24 protein-coding genes are annotated in these 25,778 nt (G+C 64.3%); 6 read left to right on the top strand and 18 right to left on the bottom strand.

Going from position 1 to position 25,778, the window contains the following annotated elements; genetic code table 11:
- Nucleotides 1-108 precede the first annotated feature (108 nt).
- The 15 genes from ABHF91_RS12920 to dksA all read right to left on the bottom strand — a co-directional run bounded on the left by ABHF91_RS12920 (nucleotide 109) and on the right by dksA (nucleotide 14,088).
- Nucleotides 109-1,470: an MFS transporter gene (locus ABHF91_RS12920; protein ID WP_409420684.1), complete on the bottom strand. Its 1,362-nt coding sequence runs from the start codon at nucleotides 1,468-1,470 to the stop codon at nucleotides 109-111.
- A 2-nt stretch (nucleotides 1,471-1,472) separates the two neighbouring features.
- Nucleotides 1,473-2,360, bottom strand: a complete 888-nt coding sequence (gene cyoE / locus ABHF91_RS12915) for a heme o synthase (protein WP_409420683.1) — start codon at nucleotides 2,358-2,360, stop codon at nucleotides 1,473-1,475.
- A gap of 11 nt (nucleotides 2,361-2,371) precedes the next feature.
- A complete protein-coding gene (locus ABHF91_RS12910) occupies nucleotides 2,372-2,701 on the bottom strand; it encodes a cytochrome o ubiquinol oxidase subunit IV (protein WP_409420682.1) in 330 nt (109 codons plus the stop codon).
- Entirely contained in the window at nucleotides 2,701-3,321 is a 621-nt protein-coding gene (locus ABHF91_RS12905; RefSeq protein ID WP_409420681.1) for a cytochrome o ubiquinol oxidase subunit III, read from the bottom strand. The genes ABHF91_RS12910 and ABHF91_RS12905 overlap by 1 nt, the downstream gene beginning before the upstream one ends.
- A complete protein-coding gene (gene cyoB, locus ABHF91_RS12900; RefSeq protein ID WP_409420680.1) occupies nucleotides 3,311-5,302 on the bottom strand; it encodes a cytochrome o ubiquinol oxidase subunit I in 1,992 nt (663 codons plus the stop codon). The genes ABHF91_RS12905 and cyoB overlap by 11 nt, the downstream gene beginning before the upstream one ends.
- Before the next feature lie 3 nt (nucleotides 5,303-5,305).
- Nucleotides 5,306-6,253, bottom strand: coding sequence for a ubiquinol oxidase subunit II (cyoA, locus tag ABHF91_RS12895; protein ID WP_409420679.1), 948 nt, complete (start codon nucleotides 6,251-6,253; stop codon nucleotides 5,306-5,308).
- Between the two features lie 294 nt (nucleotides 6,254-6,547).
- The gene (ychF, locus tag ABHF91_RS12890) at nucleotides 6,548-7,639 is read right to left on the bottom strand and encodes a redox-regulated ATPase YchF (protein ID WP_409420678.1); all 1,092 of its coding nucleotides are present in this window, start codon (nucleotides 7,637-7,639) and stop codon (nucleotides 6,548-6,550) included.
- A 23-nt stretch (nucleotides 7,640-7,662) separates the two neighbouring features.
- Nucleotides 7,663-8,256, bottom strand: a complete 594-nt coding sequence (pth, locus tag ABHF91_RS12885; protein ID WP_409420677.1) for an aminoacyl-tRNA hydrolase — start codon at nucleotides 8,254-8,256, stop codon at nucleotides 7,663-7,665.
- A gap of 149 nt (nucleotides 8,257-8,405) precedes the next feature.
- Nucleotides 8,406-8,786, bottom strand: a complete 381-nt coding sequence (gene panD / locus ABHF91_RS12880; protein WP_409420676.1) for an aspartate 1-decarboxylase — start codon at nucleotides 8,784-8,786, stop codon at nucleotides 8,406-8,408.
- 63 nt (nucleotides 8,787-8,849) lie between these two features.
- On the bottom strand, nucleotides 8,850-9,704 hold the full coding sequence (gene panC / locus ABHF91_RS12875) for a pantoate--beta-alanine ligase (RefSeq protein WP_409420675.1): 855 nt from the start codon (nucleotides 9,702-9,704) through the stop codon (nucleotides 8,850-8,852).
- Nucleotides 9,705-9,787: 83 nt separating this feature from the next.
- A complete protein-coding gene (gene panB / locus ABHF91_RS12870; protein WP_409420674.1) occupies nucleotides 9,788-10,582 on the bottom strand; it encodes a 3-methyl-2-oxobutanoate hydroxymethyltransferase in 795 nt (264 codons plus the stop codon).
- A 4-nt stretch (nucleotides 10,583-10,586) separates the two neighbouring features.
- The gene (gene folK / locus ABHF91_RS12865) at nucleotides 10,587-11,090 is read right to left on the bottom strand and encodes a 2-amino-4-hydroxy-6-hydroxymethyldihydropteridine diphosphokinase (protein WP_409420673.1); all 504 of its coding nucleotides are present in this window, start codon (nucleotides 11,088-11,090) and stop codon (nucleotides 10,587-10,589) included.
- A gap of 1 nt (nucleotide 11,091) precedes the next feature.
- Nucleotides 11,092-12,498 carry a polynucleotide adenylyltransferase PcnB gene (gene pcnB / locus ABHF91_RS12860; RefSeq protein WP_409420672.1) on the bottom strand — a complete coding sequence of 469 codons (1,407 nt, stop codon included), beginning with the start codon at nucleotides 12,496-12,498 and terminating at the stop codon, nucleotides 11,092-11,094.
- A gap of 96 nt (nucleotides 12,499-12,594) precedes the next feature.
- The gene (gene gluQRS, locus ABHF91_RS12855; RefSeq protein ID WP_409420671.1) at nucleotides 12,595-13,491 is read right to left on the bottom strand and encodes a tRNA glutamyl-Q(34) synthetase GluQRS; all 897 of its coding nucleotides are present in this window, start codon (nucleotides 13,489-13,491) and stop codon (nucleotides 12,595-12,597) included.
- A 147-nt stretch (nucleotides 13,492-13,638) separates the two neighbouring features.
- Complete coding sequence (gene dksA, locus ABHF91_RS12850) at nucleotides 13,639-14,088, bottom strand: RNA polymerase-binding protein DksA (RefSeq protein ID WP_409420670.1); 450 nt, start codon at nucleotides 14,086-14,088, stop codon at nucleotides 13,639-13,641.
- A gap of 431 nt (nucleotides 14,089-14,519) precedes the next feature.
- On the opposite strand from dksA, the gene sfsA reads away from it, so the two are divergent.
- The 3 genes from sfsA to ABHF91_RS12835 are packed head-to-tail and all read left to right on the top strand — an operon-like array spanning nucleotide 14,520 to nucleotide 16,626.
- Nucleotides 14,520-15,248 carry a DNA/RNA nuclease SfsA gene (gene sfsA / locus ABHF91_RS12845; RefSeq protein WP_409420669.1) on the top strand — a complete coding sequence of 243 codons (729 nt, stop codon included), beginning with the start codon at nucleotides 14,520-14,522 and terminating at the stop codon, nucleotides 15,246-15,248.
- Complete coding sequence (locus ABHF91_RS12840) at nucleotides 15,242-16,153, top strand: ion transporter (protein WP_409420668.1); 912 nt, start codon at nucleotides 15,242-15,244, stop codon at nucleotides 16,151-16,153. Before sfsA ends, ABHF91_RS12840 begins: the two co-directional genes overlap by 7 nt.
- Nucleotides 16,150-16,626, top strand: a complete 477-nt coding sequence (locus ABHF91_RS12835; protein ID WP_409420667.1) for a heme-degrading domain-containing protein — start codon at nucleotides 16,150-16,152, stop codon at nucleotides 16,624-16,626. Before ABHF91_RS12840 ends, ABHF91_RS12835 begins: the two co-directional genes overlap by 4 nt.
- Before the next feature lies 1 nt (nucleotide 16,627).
- Here ABHF91_RS12835 and thpR read toward each other — a convergent pair whose 3' ends face one another.
- Nucleotides 16,628-17,149 carry an RNA 2',3'-cyclic phosphodiesterase gene (gene thpR, locus ABHF91_RS12830; RefSeq protein WP_409420666.1) on the bottom strand — a complete coding sequence of 174 codons (522 nt, stop codon included), beginning with the start codon at nucleotides 17,147-17,149 and terminating at the stop codon, nucleotides 16,628-16,630.
- A 111-nt stretch (nucleotides 17,150-17,260) separates the two neighbouring features.
- On the opposite strand from thpR, the gene hrpB reads away from it, so the two are divergent.
- Nucleotides 17,261-19,717 (top strand): ATP-dependent helicase HrpB, encoded by a 2,457-nt coding sequence (hrpB, locus tag ABHF91_RS12825; RefSeq protein ID WP_409420665.1) that lies wholly within the window; start codon nucleotides 17,261-17,263, stop codon nucleotides 19,715-19,717.
- On the top strand, nucleotides 19,704-22,055 hold the full coding sequence (gene mrcB, locus ABHF91_RS12820; RefSeq protein WP_409420664.1) for a penicillin-binding protein 1B: 2,352 nt from the start codon (nucleotides 19,704-19,706) through the stop codon (nucleotides 22,053-22,055). The genes hrpB and mrcB overlap by 14 nt, the downstream gene beginning before the upstream one ends.
- Before the next feature lie 116 nt (nucleotides 22,056-22,171).
- Here the strand turns inward: mrcB and ABHF91_RS12815 are convergent, their stop codons facing one another.
- Nucleotides 22,172-22,744, bottom strand: coding sequence for a DVUA0089 family protein (locus ABHF91_RS12815; RefSeq protein ID WP_409420663.1), 573 nt, complete (start codon nucleotides 22,742-22,744; stop codon nucleotides 22,172-22,174).
- A gap of 269 nt (nucleotides 22,745-23,013) precedes the next feature.
- Nucleotides 23,014-24,183 (bottom strand): hypothetical protein, encoded by a 1,170-nt coding sequence (locus tag ABHF91_RS12810; RefSeq protein WP_409420662.1) that lies wholly within the window; start codon nucleotides 24,181-24,183, stop codon nucleotides 23,014-23,016.
- A 219-nt stretch (nucleotides 24,184-24,402) separates the two neighbouring features.
- On the opposite strand from ABHF91_RS12810, the gene ABHF91_RS12805 reads away from it, so the two are divergent.
- Nucleotides 24,403-25,773, top strand: coding sequence for an anti-phage deoxyguanosine triphosphatase (locus ABHF91_RS12805; protein ID WP_409420661.1), 1,371 nt, complete (start codon nucleotides 24,403-24,405; stop codon nucleotides 25,771-25,773).
- Nucleotides 25,774-25,778 lie beyond the last annotated feature (5 nt).

The raw sequence follows: 25,778 nt of genomic DNA, 5'->3' as shown, positions 1-25,778 counted from the left end.
GTGGTGAACTCGGCAAACTGCCCGCTCTGGTTAAAAAGCGGGTGGCTAGGCCAGCAAGCTGAGGGAGATAGGCGGGCACAGCACGGTGCGCTCGCCAAGGTTCGGGGGCTAGGGGAGCAAGGCTTCCAGCTGTGCTCTATCCACCTGACGGGGATCGATTTTCAGGTAGGCGCTGGCTTCTTCGCTCACCAGGGCCACTTCGGCCACGCCGGGTTGGGCCTGCAGGCGTTCCAGGATCACGCGGCTTTGCTGAGCATCCAGTGCCGCCGGCAGGGGCAGGCGCAGGGTCCGCAGGCTGGCCGGCGCCCGCAGACCGCTGGCCAACAACAGCCACAAGAGGCTGATCAGCACGCCGCCGATAAACACGGCATGGGGACCCAACAGATCCAGCAGTCGGCCCCCCAGGGCACCGCCCACCGCCACGCCCAAGAACTGGCTGGTGGAGTAGACGCCCATGGCAGTGCCCTTGTAGCCGGCGGGGGCCTCCTTGCTGATGAGGGACGGCAGTAAGGCCTCCAGCAGGTTGAAGGCCACGAAGAACAGCTGGATGCCCGCCAGCAGGGGCAGGCTGCCCTGTGCCTGCCACAGCAGCAGCTCGGTCAGCAGCAGTATGCTGATGGCTCCCAGCAGTACCCGCTTGTGTTGATGGCGCTTCTCGGCATAGAGAATGAAGGGAACGATGGCGACGAAGGATACCAACAGGGTCACCAGATAGATGGGCCACTGCTGCTCCTTGGCCACGCCGCTGTCCACCAGCATCAGCGGCAGGGCGACAAAGCTGGCCATCAGCAGGCTGTGCAGACAGAAGATGCTGAGGTTCAGCCGCATCAGCTGCGGATCCGTCAGTACCCGGCCCAGGCTGGCGGTGACCAGGTTGGCTTCCCGGTTGCGGCGCTGTGCCGGCGCGGCGGGCACCAGGCGCCAGGTGATGAGGATGGCCAGCAGCGCCAGCACGGCGATGGCAAAGAAGAGGCCGTTGAGCCCCAGGTGCGGGGTGATGAGGGGGCCCAGCACCATGGCGGCGGCGAAGGTCAGACCGAAGCTGACGCCGATGAAGGCCATGGCCTTGGTTCTGTGCTGTTCACGGGTCAGATCCGAGAGCAGGGCCAGCACGGCGGCGGAGATGGCGCCGGCTCCCTGCAGGGCGCGGCCGGCGATGATGCCCCAGATGCTGTCGCTGCAGCCGGCCAGCAGGCTGCCCAGGGCAAACAGCAGCAGGCCGCCTATGATCACGGGCTTGCGCCCCAGCTTGTCGGAGAGCAGGCCGAAGGGGATCTGCAGCAGGGCCTGGGTCAGGCCATAGATGCCGATGGCCAGGCCAATCAGGGATTCGCTTGCGCCCTGCAGCGCCATGCCGTAGGTGGTGAGTACCGGCAGCACGATGAAGATGCCAAACAGGCGCAGGGCAAACACCAGCCCCAGGCCGAGACTGGCCCGGCGCTCGGTGGCGTTCATGGCAAACGGAGACATGCTCAATCCAGCAGGGTCAGAAACTGGGCCGGATCCGGCGTGGCGAAGTCGATGGACATCATGACGCTGAGGGTGGTGATGGCCAGGATGGAGAAGATGAACAGCTGCTTGGCCCACACGCTGTCATCCCGGGTGCGAAAACCGCCCAGGGCCATGGCTACCCAGATGGCACCGACGATCGCCGCCACGATACCGTAGCGATAGCCGGCATAGCCGCCCAGAGTCAGCATCAGGGTGGCCAGGGCAAAGGCCAGGGTGTAACGCAGGATATGGTGTTTGGCGGCATGGATGCCGTGTTTGACGGGCAGCACAGGTATGGCGGCCCGTTGATAATCCTTGAAGCGGAAGATGGCGATGGCGTAGGAGTGGGGCATCTGCCACAGACTGAAGATCAACAGCAGCATACCCGCGGCGGCATCGAAGCGCCCGGTGACGGCGCAATAGCCGATGACGGGCGGCGCCGCCCCCGACAGGCTGCCCACCAGGGTGCCGTAGACGGAGGTGCGCTTGAGCCAGAGGCTGTAGAGCCCCACGTACACCACAAAGCCCAGCAGGGCCAACAGGGCCGCCAGGGGATTGGCGCCCAGATAGAGCAGTACCAGCCCCGCCAGCCCCAAGCCGGTGGCATAGAGCAGGGTCACGGCGGGGGAGATCAGCCCCTGGACCAGCACCCGGTTACGGGTCCGTTCCATCAGGCAATCTATGTCCCGGTCGATGACGTTGTTGATGGCACAGCCCGAGGCGATGACCAGCGACACCCCCAGGCTGGTGGCCAGGAACAGGGGCAGATCCAGGCTGCCCTTGGACGCCAGGAAAAACCCGCCAATGACGGAGACCAGGTTGCCGAAGATGATCCCCGGCTTGGTAACGAGCAGGTACTGCTTGAACATGGGCGCCGCTCTTACAACATCATGTTGACGTTGAGGTTGTACATGATCCACAGGGAGCCCACCACCACGATGGCGATGATCAGCACGGTGAACACGAAGGAGAGCAGGTTCCAGCTGCCGTCCGAACTGGTGTTCATGTGCAGGAAGTAGACGAGCTGGACTAGGATCTGGGCGATGGCCGTCACCACTATGATGGCGATGATGGCGGCGTGGCCCAGATCCCCGGTCATCACCACGGCAAAGGGGATCAGGGTCAGGATGACCGACAGGATAAAGCCGGTCACATAGGACTTGACGCTGCCGTGAGCGGCGTCGTTGGTCAGGTGGCTAGCGTGGCTCATCACAGGACTCCCAGCAGATAGACGATGGAGAAGACACAGATCCAGACCACGTCCAGGAAGTGCCAGAACAGGCTCAGGCACATCAGGCGGGTGTTCATCCGCGGGGTCAATCCCTTCTTGGCGATCTGAATCATCAGCACCAGCATCCAGACGAGGCCGGTGGTGACGTGCAGGCCGTGGGTGCCTACCAGGGTGAAGAAGCCGGACAGGAAACCACTGCGCTGTGGGCCGTAGCCTTCGTGGATCAAGTGGGCAAACTCGTTGATCTCCATGCCGATAAACGCCAGACCGAACAGGAAGGTGATGCCGAGCCAGCGCTGCACGCCGGCCTGGTTACCCTGGTTCATGGCCAGCACGGCGAAGCCGTAGGTGACGCTGCTGATGAGCAGGCAGAAGGTTTCCACCAGCACATAGGGCAGTTCGAAGATCTCTTTGCCAGTGGGACCACCGGCGGTGCCGGTGGTCAGTACTGCATAGGTGGCAAACAGACAGGCGAACAGGATGCAGTCGCTCATCAGGTAGATCCAGAAACCGAACACTGTGCTGCCGCCGGCATCATGATGCTCGTGATCCTGGTGCGCCTCGTGGGCGCTGGAATGGGTCATGGTTTCAACCGACATGCTGGACTCCTGCCTGCTTGAGCTGAGCAAAATGGGCGTTTTCAGTCTGGGTGATGACATCCACCGGGACGTAGTAGTCCACGTCGTCATTGAAGGAGTGGATGATCCAGGTGGCGATGACGCCGACAAACCCGGCGATGGCCAGCCACCAGATGTACCAGATCATGGCGAAGCCCATGATCAGGCTGAACAGGCCGATGAAGATGCCGGCGCTGGTGTTCTTGGGCATGTGGATTTCCTGGTAGGACTTGGGCTGCACATAGGCGCTCTTGTCCTCCTTCATCTCCCAGAAGGCATCCAGCTCCTTGACCTGGGGCGTGGTGGCAAAGTTGTAGAAGGGGGGCGGCGAGGAGGTGGCCCACTCCAGGGTACGACCGCCCCAGGGGTCGCCGGTCAGATCCCGGTTCTTGGCCCTGTCCTTGATGCTCACCGCCAGTTGCAGCAGCTGGCACAGGATGCCGATGAAGATCAGCACGGCGCCGAACACCGCCACCAGCAGCAGGTTGTGGTATTCGGGATCGATATGCTGGCTCACCCGACGGGTCATGCCCATGAAGCCCAGCAGGTACAGGGGCACGAAGGCGAAGAAGAAGCCGGTGATCCAGAACCAGAAGGCGGTTTTCCCCAGCTTCTCGTTGAGCTTGAAGCCCATGGCCTTGGGGAACCAGTAGTTGAAGCCCGCCAGATAGCCGAACACCACGCCACCTATGATGGTGTTATGGAAGTGGGCGATGAGGAACAGGCTGTTGTGCAGCACGAAGTCCGCCGCCGGCACCGACATCAGCACCCCTGTCATGCCACCCAGGGTAAAGGTGAACAGGAAGCCGATGGTCCACAGGATGGGGGTGCTGTATTCGATGCGCCCCCGGTACATGGTGAACAGCCAGTTGAATATCTTCACCCCCGTGGGGATGGAGATGATCATGGTGGCGATACCGAAGAAGGCGTTGACGTTGGCGCCGGCACCCATGGTGAAGAAGTGGTGCAGCCAGACGATGAACGACAGTATGGTGATGACCGCGGTGGCCCATACCAGGGAGGTATAGCCGAACAGCTTCTTCTTGCAGAAGGTGGCCACCACCTCGGAGAAGATACCGAAGGCCGGCAGGATCAGGATGTACACCTCGGGGTGGCCCCAGGCCCAGATGAGGTTGACGTACATCATCTGGTTGCCGCCCAGATCATTGGTGAAGAAGTGGGTGCCCAGGTAACGGTCCAGGGTCAGCAGGGCTATGGTCACCGTCAGGATGGGGAAGGCGATGATGATGAGGATGTTGGAGCACAGGGCGGTCCAGGTGAACACCGGCATCTTCATCAGCTTCATGCCCGGGGCGCGCATCTTCATGATGGTGACGAAGAAGTTCACGCCGGAGAGCAGGGTGCCCAGGCCCGAGATCTGCAGACTCCAGATCCAGTAGTCGACGCCGACCCCCGGACTGTATTGATGGCCCGACAGGGGCGGGTAGGCCAGCCAGCCGGTCTGGGCGAACTCGCCGACCCCCAGGGAGATGTTGATCAGGGCCACGCCCACCACGAACAGCCAGAAGCTCAGGTTGTTGAGGAAGGGGAAGGCCACGTCACGGGCACCGATCTGCAGTGGCACTATGATGTTCATCAGACCCACCATGAAGGGCATGGCCATGAAGAAGATCATGATGACGCCGTGGGCGGTGAAGATCTGATCGTAGTGGTGGGGCGGCAGGAAGCCGTCCGAGCCGCCGGAAGCCAGCGCCAGCTGGAGGCGCATCATGATGGCGTCGGCAAAGCCGCGCAGCAGCATCACCAGGGCCACGACGATGTACATGATGCCGATCCGCTTGTGATCGACGGAGGTGAGCCATTCGGTCCACAGCCAGCGCCACTTGCCGAAATAGGTCAGTGCCCCCACCAGGCCCAGGCCGATGAGGCCGACCGCCGCCAGGGTGATCATGATGATGGGCTCGTGATACGGAATGGCCTCGAGAGTCAATTTACCTAGCATTGTTTATTCCCCAGTACCGGAAGTCGCGGCGGCGTGCATGGTGTGATCATGCATGCCTTCCATTGCCTCGCCCTGCGCCATAGCCGCACTCTGCTGGAGAGGGGCGGGCATGGCCTCGTGTTCGTGCATCGGCATCTCGCCCATGAACGTCTGGATGATCTCCTCGTACAGGCCAGGCTTGGCGGAGGAGAAATAGGTCACCGGCACGTTCTGGCTCGGCTTCACCAGCTCGGCATATTGGGTGCTGTCCAGGTGGCCCGGCGCCTGCTTGACCTTGTCCACCCAGGCGGCAAAGTCAGCGTCGGACACCGCATGGGTGGCGAACTTCATGCCGGAGAAGCCGTGACCGCTGTAATTGGCGGCGATGCCCTTGTAGGTACCGGCTTCGTTGGCCACCAGATAGAGATCGTTGTTCATCCCGGCCATGGCGTAGACCTGGCTGCCCAGGCGGGGAATGAAGAAGGAGTTCATCACGGTGGCGGAGGTGATGCGAAAATGCACCGGCACATCCACCGGAATGGCGATCTCGTTCACCGTGGCTATGCCCTGTGCGGGATAGATGAACAGCCATTTCCAGTCCAGGGCCACCACATCGATCTGCAGCGCGGGCTTGTCGGAGGCCAGCGGCTTGTGGGGATCCAGGCTGTGGCTGGTGCGCCAGGTGATGGTGCCCAGGATCAGTATGATGATGCAGGGAACGAGCCACACCACCAGCTCAATCTTGTTGGAGTGGGCCCACTTGGGCGCATAGGTGGCTTGCTTGTTGGCGGCGCGATAGCGCCAGGCAAACCAGACGGTCATGATGAAGACCGGGATCACCACGATCAGCATCAGGCCGGTGGCGGTCAGGATCAGGCTGCGCTGCTCCAGGCCGACGGCACCTTTCGGATCCATGAGTGCCATGTCGCAGCCGCTTAGCAGCACGGCCAGCGATGGCAGTAGCCATCTCATCCATTTTTTAGTCATCTAACAACCCCATCAGACAGGCGTGGAATTTTGCGTCGGTATTCTAGGGGGGTGTTGCCGGCTTGCAAACCTTGTTAGTTAAAAGTTGCGATATATTTACACCTTTATAAATTTAGTTATTGAACAATGGTTTTTATATAACCATAAATGTATAAAAACCGAAATCACCCCGACCCGGCCATGAACTGGCTCCATTGAGTCTAGGCTGTGTCCAGGTCCCTGTAATCCCGAAAAACAAAACGCCGCGACAGGCGCGGCGTTTTTCCATCAGGGACAAGATCAGACGTTGAACAGGAAGTTCATCACGTCGCCATCCTTGACGATGTAGTCCTTGCCTTCGGCGCGCATCTTGCCGGCTTCCTTGGCGCCTTGCTCACCCTTGTAGCTGATGAAGTCATCATAGGCGATGGTCTGGGCGCGGATGAAGCCCTTCTCGAAGTCGGTGTGGATCTTGCCGGCCGCCTGGGGGGCGGTGGCGCCCACCGGAATGGTCCAGGCCCGCACTTCCTTCACCCCGGCGGTGAAGTAGGTCTGCAGGTTCAGCAGGCTGTAGCCGGCGCGGATCACCCGGTTCAGACCCGGCTCGGTCAGGCCCATCTCCTCCATGAAGACGGCGCGGTCGTCCTCGTCCATCTCCGCCAGATCGGCCTCGATGGCGGCGCACACCGGCACCACCACTGAGCCTTCGGCGGCGGCGATGGCCCGCACCTGATCCAGGTAGGGGTTGTTCTCGAAGCCGTCTTCGTTGACGTTGGCGATGTACATGGTGGGCTTCAGGGTCAGGAAGCTCAGGTAGCGGATGGCGGCCTTCTCTTCGGCGGACAGCTCCAGGGTGCGCAGCATCTTGGCCTCTTCCAGTACCGGCAGGCACTTCTCCAGCACGGCCAGTTCCAGCTTGGCGTCCTTGTCACCGCCCTTGGCCTTCTTCTGTACCCGCTGGATGGCCCGCTCGCAGGTATCCAGGTCGGCCAGGGCCAGCTCGGTGTTGATGGTCTCGATGTCTTCGGCCGGGTTCACGCCGCCGGCGACGTGGACGATGTTCTCGTTCTCGAAGCAGCGCACCACGTGGCCGATGGCGTCGGTCTCACGGATGTTGGTGAGGAACTGGTTGCCCAGCCCTTCGCCCTTGGAGGCACCCTTCACCAGGCCGGCGATGTCGACAAACTCCATGGTGGTGGGCACCACGCGCTGGGGCTTGATGATCTCGGCCAGGGCATCCAGGCGCGGATCCGGCATGGGCACCACGCCAGTGTTGGGCTCAATGGTGCAGAAGGGGAAGTTGGCCGCTTCGATACCCGCCTGAGTGAGGGCGTTGAACAGGGTGGACTTGCCGACGTTAGGCAGGCCGACTATGCCGCATTTGAAACCCATTGTGTTGTCCTTTAAAGAGAGTGTTAGCTGCCGGCCTTGAAGGTATGCAACCGATTCATGGCCTTGATCATGTCTTGTTCGAACAGCAGGTCGGTGCAGCGCACCGCCTCGTCGATGGCGGCATCGATGAGCTGTTGTTCGCTCTGGGGCGCCTTGTTGAGCACAAAGCCCACCACCTTGTTTCTGTCGCCCGGGTGGCCTATGCCCAGCCGCAGGCGGTGAAATTCCTTGTTGTTGCCCAGCTTGCTGATGATGTCCTTGAGGCCGTTATGGCCGCCATGGCCACCGCCTTGCTTGAAGCGGGCGACGCCGGGGGGCAGATCCAGCTCGTCATGGGCCACCAGGATCGCCTCGGGCGGGATCTGAAAGAAACCCGCCAGGGCCGCCACCGACTTGCCGCTCAGGTTCATGAAGGTGGTGGGGATCAGCAGCCGCACCTCCTTGCCCAGCAGCTGGATGCGGCCGGTGAGGCCGTAATACTTGGCCTCTTCCCGCAGGCTGCCACCGTGGCGGTGGGCCAGCTCGGTCACATACCAGGCGCCGGCGTTGTGCCGGGTCTGGCTGTATTCGGGACCCGGGTTGCCCAGCCCCACGATAAGCTTGATTGGATTGTTCACGCCATCTGCTCGTTTTTTGTCCGGGTGGCCCCGGGGAGCCCATTATTCTAGCCAGCCCCACCCCGGGTCACAACCCGCAGGGCCTGTTGCGGGGCGACGAAAAACAATGAGGCGGCCCTGGGCCGCCTCGTCGTTCCTGCTGTCCTGACTCAGGTCAGCTGAACCGGGATGTCCTTACCGGTGCGGGCTATGTTGTTCTGCGCATCCAGGTAGACCAGGCGCGGCTTGTGGCCGGCCAGCTCGCCTTCATCAAACAGGCCGTAGGCACAGATGATGACGCGGTCACCCACGGCGGCCTTGCGGGCGGCGGCGCCGTTCAGGGAGATCATCTTGGAGCCCCGCTCACCGGCGATGGCATAGGTGTGGAAACGATCACCGGTTTCGACGTTGTAGATGTCGATCTGTTCATTCTCGAGGATGCCGGCGGCGTCCAGCAGATCGAGATCGATCCCGCAGGAGCCTTCGTAGTTGAGCACCGAGTGGGTCACCCGTGCCTGATGCAGTTTGCCTCTGAGCATGATTCGTTGCATTGCTATTCCTCTTCACGTCCCGGCCGGGGCTAAATCCGGCGGCGGGACTATAAACCATCTGCCCTAGGGGCGCAAATTCACCACCTGGTTGTCGATGAGCCGCACCGTCCCCAGGTAGGCGGCCAGCAGGATCACCAGGGATTGGCTCTGCTCGCCGGGCGCTTGCAGGCTGGTGGCGTCCACCAGATCGATGGCGTCGGGCTTGAAGCCGGCGGCGGTCAGCTGCAGGCTGGCCTGCTGTTGCAGGGCGGTCCAGTCCCGTTCGCCCTGCTCGATCTGGCTGGCGATCCAGCCCATCACCTTGGCCAGGGTGGGGGCGACCTCGCGCTCGGTCGGGGTCAGGCGGTTGTTGCGGGAGGAGAGGGCCAGGCCGTCGGCGGCCCGCACCGTCGGCACGCCGATGAGCTCGATGGGCAGGGCCAGGTCCGCCACCATCTGGCGGAGCATGGCCAGTTGCTGGTAATCCTTCTGACCGAAACAGGCCACATCGGGTTGCACCAGGTTGAACAGCTTGGTGACGACGGTGGCCACGCCACGGAAGTGGCCCGGGCGCAGGGCGCCCTCCAGCAGGTCGGACAGCCCGGGCACCTCGACGAAGGTCTGGGCGGCCAGCCCCTTGGGATACATGATCTCCGGGCTGGGGGTGAACACCAGATCCACCCCTTCGCCTTGCAGCAGCTGGCAGTCGGCCTCCAGGGTGCGGGGATAGGTGGCCAGATCCTCGGCACGGTCGAACTGCAGCGGGTTGACGAAGATGCTCACCACCACCCGGTCGGCGTGGCGGCGGGCCTCACGCACCAGGGTCAGGTGCCCCTCATGCAGGTTGCCCATGGTGGGCACGAAGGCGATGCGATCGCCGGCCAGGCGAAAAGATTGGATGGCTTGGCGCAAGGATGCAATGTCGTTGGCGACGTGCATGGACTTCTCCTTGGTACGCTTCGCGTTGCCCGCCCGTGAGGGCGGGGCGCAGGAGACGTGGTTGATACGAAAACGGTTAAGGCTTAGTTGAAGGTCTGTTCGGGGCCGGGGAAGCTGCCGTCGGCCACCTGCGCCATGTACTGACGCACGGCGGCACGGACATCCCCGGTCTCGGCCAGGAAATTCTTGGTGAACTTGGGGGTGTAGCCGGAGGTGACGCCGAAGGCGTCGTGCATGACCAGCACCTGGCCATCGGTGGCATTGCCAGCGCCTATGCCGATCACCGGAATACGCAGCGCCTTGGTGATGCGTTCGGCCAGGGCGGCGGGCACACATTCCAGCACCACCAGCTGGGCGCCGGCGGCCTGCAGGGCCAGGGCGTGGTGATAGATCTCCTCGGCCTGCTGTTCATCCCGGCCCTGAATGCGGAAGCCGCCAAACACATGGACGGACTGCGGCGTCAGCCCCAGGTGGGCACACACCGGGACGCCGTTGCGGTTCAGGTGGCGCACGGTATCGCACAGCCAGTCGCCGCCTTCGATCTTGACCATGCTGGCGCCGGCGGCCATCAGCTTGGCGGCATTGGCACAGGCGCTCTGGGTATCGGCATAGGTCATGAAGGGCAGATCGGCGATCACCAGAGCTTTGCTGGTGCCGCGGCGCACGCAGCGGGTGTGGTAAACCATGTCGTCTATGGTCACCGGCAGGGTATCGCTGTGGCCCTGCATCACCATGCCCAGGCTGTCACCGATCAGGATGACCGGCATGCCCTCGTCGTCAAACAGCTTGGCGAAGGTGGCGTCGTAGGCGGTGATGGAGGCGAACTTGATGCCCTCCTGCTTCATCTTCAGCAGTTGGTTGATACCGATCTTACTCATGGTCTTACCTCGAACAGTGGAGTGGCAGCGACAGGGCGTGCAGGTCGCGCCGATCACAAGTGGCTACCCAGTCTGCCAGGGCGCTGCCATCGGGCAGCACCAGGTCGGCAGCCAGCTCACTCAATGGAACCAGCACGAAGGCCCGTTGCTTCATGCCGTAATGGGGCAGGGTGAGACGCTCATCGTCCAGCACCCAGTGCCCATAAAGCAGGATATCCAGATCCAGGGTGCGGGGGCCCCAGCGCTCGTCCTTGCGCTCACGGCCCTGGCTCAGTTCGATGGCCTGCAGGGCGTCCAGCAGATCGTGGGGCGCCAGGTGGGTGGCCAGCTCGGCCACCCCGTTGACGTAGTCGGGCTGATCCGCCGGCCCCATGGGGGCCGAGCGATAGAAGCGGGAGCAGGCCACCAGCAGGGTGTCGGGTAGCTGGCTCAGCGCCGCCACCGCCCGCTCCAGCTGGCCGACGGGATCGGCCAGGTTGGCCCCCAGGGCCACGAACACGCGGGTCATGTTACTGACCGCCTCCGGCCGGCCGGCGACGACGGCGACGGGGCTTGCGACGTGCCGGTCGGCCGGCGTCATCGGCGCTCTGGGCTTCGCCGTCCTGACTGTCATAGTGGGCATTGCGCGGTGGGGCGCCGTGTTGCTCCTGATAGGCCTGCCACCAGGAGACCAGTTCCTTCAGGCGACCGTCTACCCGGCTGCGCAGCTCCAGGAAGTCGAAGGCGGCGCGGAACTTGGGATGGGTATACAGGCGATCGGCCCGCTTGCCGCTCTTCTTCGGCAGGCGTTCCTGCAACAGCCAGATCTCCCGGATGTCGCTGGTGAAGCGGCGGGGGATGGCCAGGGTGCGGATCTGGTGCTCGATGGCGTCGTTGATGGCGATCTGCAGGGTATCCTGGGGCGGCAGGCCGCTTTCGTTGCTCAGCTGGCGATGGCGCTGCTCCACCACGCCCCACAGCAGGGCCGAGTAGAGGAAGGCCGGGGTCACCGGCAGATCCTGGGCCACCCGCTGATCCGTGTTGGTCAGGGCCGACTCCAGGAAGCGCTCGAACGGGCTGTTGCCCGCCGGGGTCAGCAGCTCGGCCACCTGGGGAAACAGGGGGGCGAACAGGCCGTACTGGCGCAGCAGCTGGTAGGTGGGCAGGCCGTGGCCCGCCTGGAACAGCTTGAGGCTCTCGTCAAACAGCCGGGCGGCGGGGATGTCCTGCAGCAGGGGCGCCAACTCGGCGATGGGCGCCGCGGTGCGGTCGCTGAGCTTGAGTCCCAGCTTGCCGGCGAAGCGGATGGCCCGCAGCATGCGCACCGGATCCTCCCGGTAGCGGGTCTCGGGATCGCCGATGAGTTCCAGCACGCCCCGCTCCAGATCCTCGAGCCCGCCATGGAAGTCATGCAGGCTGAAGTCCTTGATGCTGTAGTAGAGGGAGTTGACGGTGAAGTCCCGCCGTTCCGCATCTTCTTCTATGGTGCCGTAGACATTGTCCCGCAGCAGCATGCCTTCGTCAGACTGGCTGGCGATCTGCTTGCTGGTGTTCACCTGATGGTGATGACCGCGGAAGGTGGCCACCTCGATGACGTCCCGGCCAAACACCACGTGGGCCAGGCGGAAGCGCCGTCCGATGAGCCGGCAGTTGGAGAACAGCTTCTTGATCTGCTCCGGCGTGGCGTTGGTGGCCACGTCGAAGTCTTTGGGCGTCTTGCCCAGCAGCAGATCCCGCACGCCGCCGCCCACCAGGTAGGCGTCATAGCCGGCCTTGTTCAGGCGGTAGAGCACCTTGAGGGCGTTGTCGCTGATCTGCTTGCGGGAGATGGAGTGCTGGTCACGGCTCAAGATCCGGCGAGTGCCGCGGCTGGGCTCGGTGGCAGGGTCCGCCTGGCGGCCGCTGGCCTCGTTGCGGGCCAGCACCTTGCGGCACAAATTCGCGATCTGGGAAAAAATGGTACACCTCGTGGAGTCAGGCCGATGAAAATAGCGGCGCTATGATAGCGCACAGCAACACAATTGCGAAATCCATCACCGGATTTCGCGGTTTTCCCACAGGATCCCCTGCCGGCGGGGCACGCGGTCCAGCCGCCAATGGTCAATCGCCCAGGCCAGTAGCGGTTTATGCTGGTGTTTCAGCTCCTCTGGCGGACATTGCCCTAAAAACGTCAGTGCCTGCCAGATTTGCGGGCCGGGAGTGTCCAACGGCAGGGCGGGGGCATGGTTCTGCTTGGAGAGCTTCATGCCCGGTGCCCCCAGGGCCAGGGGCAGATGCAGCCAGTCGGGGACCGGCCGGCCCAGGGCCTGGTAGAGGCTGATCTGGCGCACCGTGGGCTCGATGAGATCCGCGCCGCGCACCACCTGGGTGATGCCGCTGTCGGCGTCATCGATCACCACCGCCAGGTTATAGGCAAACAGGCCATCCCGTCGCTTAAGGATGAAGTCCTCCGCCGCCAGCGCTTCATCCACCCGGATCTCGCCGTGCAGGGCATCCTCAAACGCATACACTGGGTGTTCTTGCCACAGCCGCACCGCGGCGCCCTGCGGCCCCAGGCCGGCGCGGCGGCAGGTGCCGGGATAGAGGCCACCGGCGGCCTGGATCTGGGCGCGGGTACAGTGGCAGAAGTAGGTGAGGCCGCGGGCGTGCAGCGCATCCAGCACCGCCTGATAGCGGTCATGGCGGCGGCTCTGGTAGATCACCTCGCCATCCCAGTCCAGGCCGTAGGCTTCCAGGGTCCGCAGTATGAGATCGGCGGCACCGGGCATCTCCCGCGGCGGGTCCAGATCCTCCATGCGCACCCGCCACTGGCCACCCTGGCTGCGGGCCATCAGGTAGCTGCCCAGGGCGGCGAGCAGGGAGCCAAAGTGCAGGGGGCCGGACGGGGAGGGGGCGAAACGACCGATATAGGCGGTGTTGGAACTGGACATGGTGACGGGTGTGGGGGAAAACCGGCGACAAGGATGACACAGCCTGACGGGCGGGCCAAGGCAGTTTTGCCGGCGACACCTCAGCGTGTCTGGGATACAAATAAAACAGGGAGCCTGTTGGCTCCCTGTTGCGGGTCGGGCAGTGGCTTAGCCCGCCATCTGCTTTTCCTTGATTTCCGCCAGGGTCTTGCAGTCCACGCACATCTCGGCGGTGGGACGGGCTTCCAGACGGCGGATACCAATCTCGATACCGCACTGTTCGCAGTAACCGAAGTCGTCGTCTTCGAGCTTTTGCAGCGTCTTGGCAATCTTCTTGATCAGCTTGCGCTCGCGATCCCGGGCACGCAGCTCCAGGGCAAACTCTTCTTCCTGGGCGGCACGGTCAACCGGATCCGGGAAGTTGGCCGCCTCGTCCTTCATATGATCGACGGTGCGATCCACTTCTTCACGCAGTTGATTACGCCAGGCTTCCAGGATCTTGCGAAAATGCGCCTTCTGCTGCTCATTCATGTACTCTTCGCCAGGCTGGGGCTGATAAGGCTCCACACCGGCGATGGCCAAGGGGCCCAGAGATTTAGTGTTATCGCCTACAGGCATATCTCTACTCCTAGTCCGCACGATCCAGCATCAATATGCTGGCTGCTCAAATTCAAGGCCGGTATCTATAACAGAAGGTTATCCCCCTCGCAAATAGCCCGTATCAATTTATAGGGCTTGTTAGCATTTGCCGGGAACCGGCCGGCCAGGGCAGCGCCCGCGCGCTTTCATTAGACTGTGGGCGGCATTGTGAGCGATTTCAAGACAACTGACAGGCAATTGCCAAAAAAGCCGACACAAGCTGCATCAATCACAGGCCAATGGCGGGTGCTGAGCACGGCTGCAAGATCCGTGCACGCTGTCGCATGTTGTTGGCAAGAGTCGTGCCAGACTGTCGGATCACCCCTGCCAGCGATTGGCCGGCCCCCCTGGCTTCCGGGGGCCGGGACAGTTACTCTGCCTGGGCCCCTTTACTACCCGCGGAGTGTGACATGGAGTTTGCCGCCCCCCTGCAACCGGCCACCCTGTTGCAACGTTACAAGCGTTTCCTGGCCGATGCCCAGACACCGAACGGGGAGACACTGACCCTGCACTGCCCCAATACGGGGCGGATGACCGGCTGCGCCGGGGCGGGCTGGCAGATCTGGTACTCCCTGAGCGACAACCCCAAGCGCAAGCATGCCGCCACCTGGGAGCTAAGCGTCAGCGACGCCGGCCACTGGATCGGGGTCAATACCGCCCGGGCCAACGGCCTGGTGGCGGAGGTGTTGCTGGGCCCCCTGTTCCCCGAGTTGGCGGGCTATGGCCAACTGCTGCGGGAGCAGCCCTATGGCGAGGAGGGCAGCCGCATCGACCTGCTGGCCCGGGGTGAGGGCTGTCGGGATTGCTACATTGAGGTGAAGAGTGTCACCTTGTTGGGGGATCAGGGGCTGGGTTATTTCCCCGATGCCCCCAGTGTGCGGGGCGTCAAGCACCTGCGGGAGCTGACCCGGCTGGCCCGTGCCGGTCAACCGGCGGTGTTGCTGTTTTGCGTGCAGCACAGCGGCATCCAGGCGGTGGCGCCGGCGGCCCACATAGATCCCGCCTACGCCGCGGCGCTGGCGGAGGCGGTGGCGGCCGGCGTGGCGGTCTGGGCCCTGGGCTGTGACATCTCGCCCCAGGGCCTGCGCGGGGTACGCCGCCTGCCGGTGAGATTGGATCAGGAGGCGGGGGCATGTTGACCCATTGGCGTCAGGGGCCGGTGGCGGGCCTCAGACCCTGGCAGCGGCGGGCCTACACGGTGATCTTTTTGTCCGATACGCCGGCGGGTCGGCGGTTCGATGTGGCCCTCATCGTCACCATACTGCTGGGGGTGGTGCTGGCCATGCTGGACAGCCTCGACGGCATCGTCGGTCAGGCCGAACGCAGCCTGCAGGGGCTGGAGTGGCTGGTGACCGTCCTGTTCACCCTGGAATATGGCTGGCGGCTGGCCTGTGTGCGGCGTCCCAGCCGCTATGTGCTGAGTTTCTGGGGCCTCGTCGATCTGGCGGCCCTGCTGCCGGGCTACCTCTCCTTGCTGTTCCCGGGGGCCATCTTCCTGAGTGCCATCCGCATACTGCGGATCCTGCGCATCTTTCAGGTATTGAACCTGGCGGGCTATTTGGGGGCCGAGTGGCATCTGGTCTCCACCCTGTGGCACAGCCGGCAGCGCATCTTGGTGTTTCTGCTCTCCCTCTCCACCCTCATCTGCCTGATGGGCACCCTGATCTTCGTCATCGAGGGGCCGGAGCACGGCTTCACCTCCATTCCCACCGGCATGTATTGGGCGGTGATCACGGTGACCACGGTAGGCTATGGCGATCTGGTGCCGCAAAGCGTGCTGGGCAAGGCCCTGGCGTCCCTGGTGATGCTGCTGGGTTACGCCATCATAGCCGTGCCCTCGGGCCTGGTGACTGCCAAGGTGGTGGGGCAACAGCTCAACGACCAGCGCCGCTGCACCGGCTGCGGCCATCTGGGCCACGCCGCCGATGCCCGCTTCTGCCGCCAGTGCGGCACCGTCCTGCCGGCACAGGGTGGGCGCCGGGCGTCAGATAAGTCGGATAGCCAACTGGCAGACAGGATCAAGCATGATGGAGAGGTGAAATGAGTCAGTCATCACTGGACGCGTTGTTGGCGCAGGAGCAAGCGTTGCAGCTGCCCTGGTTTAACCATGAGCTGGCCTGGCAGTTGGGCAGCCGGTTGCGGGAGCTGGCGTTGCAGCAAGGCGCCGCCGTGGCCATGGAGGTGTATGGCTTTGGTCAGGTGCTGTTTGCCAGTGCCCTGGCCGGCACCGCCAAGGCGAATCAGGAGTGGGTGTGGCGCAAGCGCAATGGGGTGCTGCTGCACGGCCACAGCAGCCAGTACCTCGCCCTGTATAACCGCAGCAAGGGCCGGGTGTACGAGACCCAGCCCCATGTGGATGCCAGCCAGTATTGTGCCGCCGGGGGCAGCTTTCCGCTCATCATCCGCGGCAGCGGCCTGGTGGGGGCGGTGACCGTCTCCGGCCTGACCGATGAGGGCGATCACCAACTGGTGACCGAGGCCTTGGCCCAGGTGCTGGAGCAGCTGGCCGGCGCCTGAGTCAGCCGCGCAGCATGAAGCGCTTGCGACTGAAGTACCTCACCCCCTCCGGGGTGCTCACCGACTCGTAGAGGTGAAACTGGCTGGCCTCAAGCTGCAGAGGCGGGCAGGCCAGCGCCGGCGGCGGTGCCTTGGCCTTGCGGTAGAGGCTGATGTGCGGCCGCAGGTGCAGGGGCTCGGGGCACAATTCCTGAGACTGGGCCAGGGTATGCAGCGATCTGGCCAGGGCCAGCAGGGGCGCCGGTGCCGTCTGCTGCCCCACCCAGGCCACCTGAGCGCGGGGAAACCAGCCGCTCTCATCCAGCGACATGGCGAGGGGGGCGGCCAGTATCTCGTCGGCCCCGGCAGCCAGCGCCCGGTACTGCCGCTCGTCACACTGGCCCAGGAACAGCAGGGTCAGGTGAAAGTTGGCGGCCGGGATGGCGCGGGCCGGCAGGCGCCAGGCCTGCTGCAGGGCGATCAGTTCCTGGCTTAGCGGCGTGGCGTCCAGACCAAAAAACAGGCGTCTGTGCACGGTAGACATGGCTTCTCCTTGGTGTCGCGGGCGGCCTTTGGCACAATGCCCAGCAGATGTTTCCCCGGGATCCTCATCATCCCCCAACCATGGAGCCAGTGGCCTCCAGGAGCGAAACGGGTGTCTTCACTGCCCATCCAATCCTTGCTGCCGACGGTGCAACAGGCGTTGCAGGCCGGCGAGAGTCTCATCATACAGGCCCCGCCGGGGGCCGGTAAATCGACCCTGCTGCCCTTGAGCTTGGTGCAACGGGCCCTGCTGCCCGGTCGCATCCTGATGCTGGAGCCTCGGCGTCTGGCGGCCCGCAACATCGCCGCCTATTTGGCCGAACAGCTGGGCGAGCCCCTGGGGCAGCGCATCGGCTACCGGGTGCGGGGCGAGAGCCGCGTCAGCCCGCAGACGGTGCTGGAGATAGTCACCGAAGGGGTGCTGACCCGATTGCTGCAGGACGATCCCGAGCTTGACGGCGTCAGCCTCATCATCTTCGATGAGTTTCATGAGCGCAGCCTGCATGCCGACCTGGGGCTCGCCCTGGCGCTGGAGAGCCGGGCGGCGCTGCGGCCCGATCTGCGGCTGATGATCCTCTCGGCCACCCTGGAGGGGCTGGATTTCTCCCGTCTGCTGCCCGAGGCCCGCCAGCTGGATTGCCCTGGGCGCGCCCATCCCATCGAGTACCGCTATCGGCCGGTGAACCGCCTGCAACCCCTGATCCCCCAGTGGGGCAAGGTGGTGCTGGATGCACTGGCCAGCGAGGCCGGCAGTCTGCTGGTGTTTTTGCCCGGCGCCGGCGAGATAGACAAGCTGGCGCACTACCTGGCGCCGCTGCTCGAGTCCACGGTTCGGCTGTGTCCGCTGCATGGTCGTCTGCCTCTGGCCCAGCAGCGCCAGGCCATAGCGCCGGCCGCCGACGGGGAGCGCAAACTGGTGCTGGCCACCAATGTGGCGGAAACCTCCCTGACCATCGAAGGCATCAGCGTGGTGGTGGACATGGGGCTGGAGCGGCGCGCCCGCTTCGATGCCGCCGCCGGACTGACCCGGCTGGAGAGCCGCCAGGTAAGCCAGGCGTCGGCTACCCAGCGGGCGGGGCGGGCCGGACGGCTGGGCCCCGGGGTGGCCTATCGGCTCTGGCCCCAGGAGCAGCAAGACAGGCTCTCCCGCCAGGCCCCCCCCCAGATAGCCCAGTCTGAGCTCACGGATCTGGTGCTGGAGGCGGCCTGCTGGGGCACGAGCCCCGAGGCGCTGCCGCTGCTGGATGCGCCACCGGCTCAGGCGCTGGCGGCGGCCCGCGCACTATTAACCCAATTGGAGGCCCTGGATGAGGCGGGACGGCTCACCGCCCGGGGCCGTCAGATGGCGAGCCTGCCCTGTCACCCACGCTTCGCCCATATGCTGCTGGCCGCGGGCGTGCTGGAAGGTGAGGGGATGGCGGGGGCCCAGGCGGCGGCCTGCCAGTTGGCCGCCTTGTGGGAGGAGCCGCGCCGCGGTGGCGACACCCTGCATGGCCAGCTCAGCCGCGAGGCCGGCGCCTTGTCACCTCTGGTGCGCCGTTGGCGCCAGCGGCTGGGCTGTCAGAGCCAGGGCGGCGAGTCGGCGTTGGCGCTGGTGGCGGCCCTGGCCTGGCCGGATCGCATCGCCCGGCTGCGTAGCGGCCAGCGCTACCAGCTCGCCGGTGGCCAGAGTGCGGATCTGGTGGAGGGGCATCCCTTGACCGGCAGCCCCTGGCTGCTGGCCTCGGATCTCATCGCCGGCGAGCGGGGCATCCGCATTGCGGTGGCCGAGGCGCTGGAGTTGCCTCAGCTGGAGCAGTACCTGCCCGGGCTCTTTACCCAGCAGGAGGGCTTCGCGTGGGATGCCCAGGCGGGGCGGGTGCGGGCCGAGCGTCAGCGCCGGCTCGGCCAAATCGTGGTGGCCAGTGCGCCCCTGACGGATCTGAGCGACGAGCAGAAGGCCCGTTGCCTGTTGGCCGGCATTCGCGCCAGCGGCCTGGTCTGTCTGCCTTGGGATGAGGAGAGCGAGCAGCTCGTCGCCCGGCTGCGCTGCGCCGCCCGCTGGCTGCCGGAATGGACACTGGCGGATTATTCCGAGGACGGCCTGCTGACCCGCTTGGAAACCTGGCTGCTGCCCCACCTGCTGGGCATGAGCCGGTTGGAGCAGCTCAAGCGGCTGGATCTGAGTGCCATCTTGCGGCAGAGTCTGCCCTGGCCCCTGCCGCAGCAGCTGGATGAGGCGCTGCCGACCCACTTCACCGCCCCCACCGGCAGCCGGCTGCGCATTCGTTATGCGGCCGATGCCGATCCCGTGCTGCCGGTGCGCATTCAGGAGATGTTCGGCCAACGGGTGACCCCTACCGTGGCCCAGAGGCGGGTGCCCCTGCTGATTGAGCTACTGTCACCGGCCCAGCGCCCCTTGCAGCTCACCCGGGATCTGGTGGCCTTCTGGCAGGGCAGCTATGCCGAGGTCAAGAAAGAGATGAAGGGCCGCTATCCCAAGCATTACTGGCCGGATGACCCACTTGAGGCCATGCCGACCCGGTTCACCAAACAAAGAATGATGAAGGAAAACCATGGCCAGCCGTAAACCTGCCGCCAAGACCCCCCGCAGCCGCAAGAGCGCCCCCCGCAAGGGCGGTGCCCGCTCATCGGCCTGGTCCATCAACTGGTCCCGCTGGGGCTGGCTGGGCTTCAAGCTCGCCCTGGTGGGGCTGGCCGCCCTGGTGCTGTTTGGCATCTATCTGGACAGCAAGATCCGGGTCAAGTTCGATGGCCAGAAGTGGCAGCTGCCGGCCCTGGTCTACAGCCGGCCCCTGGAACTCTATCCGGGGCAGCGGCTGTCCAAGGCCCAGATGCTGCACGAGCTCAAGCTGCTCAACTACCGCCCCAGCCAGCATCCCAGCGGGGCGGGCCAGTATGGCGAGGCGGGCAATCAGCTGGTGGTCATCCGGCGGGCCTTCCGCTTCTACGACGGCGAGGAGCCGGCCCGGCCGCTGATCCTCACCTTCAGCGGCCAGCGCCTCACCAAGCTGCAAAATGCCGACAGCCGCCGGGAGCTGGGCTATGTACGCATGGATCCCGTGCTGCTGGATCGCCTGAGTGCCGAGCAGGTGGAGGACCGATTGCTGCTGCGCCTGGACGAGGTGCCCCAGCTGTTTGTTGACACCCTGCTGACGGTGGAGGACAGGGATTTCTATCACCACGGCGGCGTCTCCCTGCTCTCTATCGGCCGGGCCTTCTGGGCCAACCTGCGGGCGGGCCGCACGGTACAGGGCGGCAGCACCTTGACCCAGCAGCTGGCCAAGAACTTCTTCCTCTCCCGGGAGCGCAGCCTGTGGCGTAAGGTGCAGGAGGCCTACATGGCGGTGATCATGGATTACCGCTACAGCAAGGATCAGATCCTGGAGACCTACCTCAACGAGATCTACCTGGGGCAGAACGGCAACGACGGCGTCTACGGCTTCGGCCTGGCCAGCTACTTCTACTTCGGCCTGCCCTTGAACGAGCTGGAGCCGGATCAGTTGGCCCTGCTGGTGGCCATGGTGCGGGGTCCCTCCTATTACGACCCCTGGCGCTTCCCCGAGCGGGCCCAGCAGCGGCGGGATCTGGTGCTGCGTCTGCTGCTGGATGCCAAGCAGCTCAACCCGCAGGAATACCAGCGCTATGTGAGCCGGCCTCTGGGGCTGTCGACCCGCGGCCAGATGGCCTACGGCCGCACCCCGGCCTTCATGAACTTGTTGCACCGGGAGCTCAAGCAGCGCTTCGGCGAAGGCTTTATCGGCCAGTCGGGCCTCAAGATCTTCACCAGCCTGGATCCCGTGGCCCAGCAGGCCGCCGAGCAGGCGGTGAGCGGCGAGCTGGCCAAGCTGGCCAAGAGCAAGTCCGGCCTGGAGGGGGCCATGGTGGTCTCCAATTGGCATACCGGCGAGGTCTCCGCCATGGTGGGGGGCAAGGACACCCGCTTCGCCGGTTTCAACCGGGCGCTGGATGCCCGCCGGCCCATCGGCTCCCTGATCAAGCCGGCGGTCTACTACACAGGGCTGATGAACGGCTATCGGCTGGCGACACCGTTGAAGGATGAGCCCCTCTCCCTGAAGAGCGACGGCGGCAAGACCTGGCGGCCGCAGAACTACGACAAGGGCTATCGCGGCCAGGTGCCGCTCTACCTGGCGATGGCCAACTCCCTCAACCTGCCCACGGTGCGCCTGGGCATGGACGTGGGGCTGGACAAGGTGGTGGACAGCCTCAAGGCCCTGGGGGTGACCCAGTCCATTCCCGTTTATCCCTCCTTGCTGCTGGGCACCCTGGCCCTGTCGCCCTACGAGGTGAACCAGATGTACCTGACCCTGGCCAACCAGGGGCTCTACCAACCCCTGACCGCCATCCGGGCCGTGGTGAGCGAAGACGGCAAGCTCTTGTATGAGAAGGCCGAACAGGCCAAGCGGCAGCTGGATCCCCAGGCCAGCTATCTCACCCTCTACACCATGACCAAGGTGGCCAGCCTGGGGACGGCGCGCTCCCTGGCGGCGCGCTTCCCCAAATCGGTGCTGGCGGGCAAGACGGGCACCACGGACAACCTGCGGGACTCCTGGTTCAGCGGTCTGGATAACGACGAGGTGGTGAGCGTCTGGGTGGGGCGGGATGACAACCAGCCGGCGGGGCTGACCGGCGCCGGCGGCGCCCTGCGGCTGTTTAGCGACTACCTGCAGCGCCGCGGGGTCAACTCCCTGCAGCTCACTCCGCCCCGGGGCATCATCACGGCCCGCTTCAACGGGGCCGGTGGCCATGTGGCGGACAACTGCGGTGGGGCCACCAGCCTGCCGGCACGGTCCGTAGACCTGCCGCCGGCCCAGGGCTGCAGCGTGCTGGCCGCGCCCATCGAGCAGACCAAGGACTGGTTTGAATCGCTGTTTGGCAAGGGATAAGTGGGGCAGTACGCCCTGAAAATGTGTGGTAAGAGAAACGAGGCAGCCGGGGATCCCCCGGCTGTGTCTTTTAGACGGTAGCCATAGTCAGATTGGCCACCAGAGCGGGTTGCCGCTTAGGCGGCGAGCTTCTGGCGACGACGTTGCAGCAGCAGGGCACCCAGACCCAGCAGCCCCAGGGCGTAGGTTTCCGGCTCCGGCACGGCGGCGGTGATGGCGCCATCGGCACTGATATGGGCCTGCCAGTAGGGGGTGCGGGCGTTGGTCCAGCCGTTGTCGGTCTGGCTGTCGTAGGTATAACCATCGCTCAGCAGGTTGCCGAGGGCCCAGTTGGGGTAGAGGCTCAGGGTCAGCAGGTAGTTGCCGGCGCTCAGGCTGCTCAGGCTGATGCCGGAGTCAAAGATGGTCTGGCCGCTCTGGCTGGTGTTGGCACCATGGTCGTCGTTGTAGGCGACCCGTTGCCAGTCATCCCCCAGCTGGCTCCACAGGTAGATCACGGGGTCCATGTTGACACCACTTTGATAGGAGTCAGTCCACAGGAGCACGTTGCTCAGGTCTTCCAGGGCGGTAAAGCTGATCTGGGCCACGTCTTTGTTGGCACTCAGGGTACCGCTGAAATCCAGGACGTTGGCCTGGGCCAGGGAACCCGTCATCGCCAGCACAGCGGCCAGGGCGAACTTTGCTTTCATCAATTTCTCTCCGTGTTTGATGTTTAAAGGCCTTGTGCCAGGCACAAGGCCTCAAAGTCTAAGTAGAGAGTTATCCGATAACAAATGACTCCAGATGTGCCGTTCGAGGCCGTGACTAAGGTTTGAATGACGGTTTCTTAGTGTTTTATTTCGGCAATTAATGCGTTAAGAAATGTAATCCTATGTCATAAAATGTTTTTGGAGTTATGTGCTATTAATCTGACTTAGGCTCCCTGTCATTATTGACAGGGAGTAGGTTGAGGTGCAGATCACACCCGCAGATCCAGCTGCTGCAGGGTGCCGGCTTGGCCCGACTCGGTCAGGTAGAGGCCGGTCTGGCGCAGTACGCCGGCACTCTGGCCATCGGCCCGCTCCCCCAGATGCTGATAGGGGGTTTCCACCGGGTGCAGCAGTAGGGCGCCAATACCCACCTCGCCAACCGCCAGCAACTCGCCGCCGGGTCGCCACACCTTGAGGGCGGCGAACAGGCTGTCTCCCTCGTCCAGGGCGCCGTTGCCGTCCTCATCCAGACCCGCCAGCTCGGCAAAGCCATTGCCACTTTGGGCGCCGAACAGCTCGCTGCCATCATCGATGAGGCCGTTGCCGTTACGATCCAGTGCCAGAAAGGCGCTGCCGCTGCCCAGCTTGGGGATGGCCTCCTTCACGCCGTCGGCATCCAGATCGAAGTCGAAGGTGGCCTGCTGCAGCTCCGCTACCTGGCCATCCAGATTGAGCACCAGGGGATCCTTGAGGGCCGACTCACCGACCAGCCGTTCGCTGAGGCTCAGCCGCTGGTAATCCAGGGCAAAGCCCAGCTTGAGGTCAATGGTTCGGCCATCTGTGGTGGTGACCTGGGCTTCGGCGGCAAACACCAGTTGCTCGGACTCGGCACTGAAATCCAGCACCCGCACCGCCGGCTCTGGCGCGGCATTGGCGGTAACCGTGGCTGGGGCATCCGTCGGCGAGGCAGCCGTCTCCTGGCCCAACCGCAGTGGCGCCCCCAGCTCTATCTTCCTGCCCAGGATGGACTCCAGCATGGTCTTCATCAGCTTGAGTTGCGGAGTCAGCCCCAGCGCCTCATCACTGGTGTCGTCCTCACCTGTGGTTGGGCCCACGCCGGCTGGCTTGGTATCGGGGGTGAGCGGATCGGTGCGCCCTTGCCCGCTGAGCGGCGTGGATGGTCGGGGGCGGGCGAACAGGGCGGCATCCTCGGTCTTGGGGTGGCCAGCCAGTTCGGCCAGATCCACGTTGGGAGCCGACTCGTCTGCTCCGTTGACCAGGCTTTGGCTCAGGGCCTGTTCCTGGCGCTGGGTGAGTGCTATCTCCCGGCTTTGCGGTTGGCTGGGAGCAGGGGCGTCCAGCAGCGTTTGCTGACGCAGCTGGGTCTGCTGTTGCTGATACTGAGTCTGATACTGGATGTTCTGCTGGGCGATCCGCATACGTAGGCTCCCTAAACCTGGGGTCAGCCTGTTATCGGCGGTCAGTAACGCAAAATTAACAATCATTGTTTATATAACCACCGATTGTTTAGATGCGTGAGTCCCTCCTATGCCGACGAGCCGATTGGCTGTCTGTCATTTGGGGCGTTGAGTGGGCTTGCCGGGCTGACAGCCATGGGTCTGCTGCTTTATCCTCAGAGGCAGCACAAGGAGTCCGTCATGAGTCAGCCAGCCTGTGGCCCCGAATGGGGGGATCGTCGTTCCAGCGATGCCGTCGGCATCAACAGCCAGTGGGCCGCCTTTCATTTTCTGGCGCGCATCGATCGCAGCCGCCTGACCCACTCCGCCGCCTTTCGCCGCCTGCAGGGCAAGACTCAGGTGGTGGGGGTGGGGGAGAACGAGTTTTTCCGCACCCGCTTGACCCACTCCCTGGAGGTGGCGCAGATCGGCGCCACCTTGGCGGATCGCCTGTTGTGGTTCAGTAGCCGCAACGAATGGGGCCACTGGGCACCCTGGCTGCCGCCGGAGCACCTCATTGAGACCGCCTGCCTGGCCCACGACATAGGCCACCCGGCCTTCGGCCACAACGGCGAGAAGATCCTCAACTACTTCATGCTGGAGCATGGCGGCTTCGAGGGGAACGGCCAGACCCTGCGGTTGCTCACCAAGCTGGGGGAGTATTCGGACGGCTATGGCTACGACCTCACCCGCCGCAGCCTGCTGGCGGTGGTCAAATATCCCGTGCTGTTTGCCGAGGTGGCGCCGGATTACCCGAGCCGGCCCGAACGGGTGCCCCGCAACCTGACCGCCTGGCATCCACCCAAGTGCCTGCTGGATGACGAGGCGGCGGTGCGGGACTGGCTGGTAGCGCCCTTCAGTGAGGCCGATCGTCGCCGCTTCATCACCCCCCAGGAGGTGGAGAAGGTGGAGGCGGGCATCCCCATCAAGGGGTTGCGGGCCCGCTACAAGAGCCTGGATTGCAGCATCATGGAGCTGGCGGACGACATCGCCTACGGGGTGCACGATCTGGAGGATGCCCTGGCGGTGGGGCTGCTGAGCCCCCAGCAGGTGGTGGCGGATCTGGATGGACTGCTGCGCCGGGTACCGGCGCTGGAGCGCAAGCCCAGGGAGGCGGACTACTACGTCAGCCGCCTCGCCAGCGGCGAGCCGCGGCTGCTCAAGCAGGCCATCACCAACCTGGTCCACTTTCTGGTGACTCAGACGGTACCGGTGGAGCTGGGGCTGTTCGACCATCCGCTGCTGGATTACCAGATGCAGCTTAAGCCTGAGGGGGCGGAGATCCTGCGCCAGCTCAAGGGCTATGTGTTCGATCAGGTCATCGCCCAGCCGCGGATCCGCACCCTGGAGTACAAGGGCCAGCAGATCATCGCCGAGCTGTTTGAGGCGTTTCGCGACAACCCCAAGGATCTGCTGCCCCGCAGCCTGTCGGCGCGCATCGAGCCGGGCTGCGGCCACTCGCTGCACCGCACCGTCTGCGACTACATCGCCAGCATGAGCGACGGCGAGGCCACCGCCATCTACCAGCGGTTGTTCCTGCCGGGCAACGGCTCCATCTTCGAGCCCTGGTGAGGTGA

Source organism: Pseudaeromonas aegiceratis (genome assembly GCF_046254905.1).
GTDB lineage: Bacteria > Pseudomonadota > Gammaproteobacteria > Enterobacterales > Aeromonadaceae > Pseudaeromonas > Pseudaeromonas aegiceratis.
This window is presented reverse-complemented; position numbering and strand designations above follow the sequence as displayed.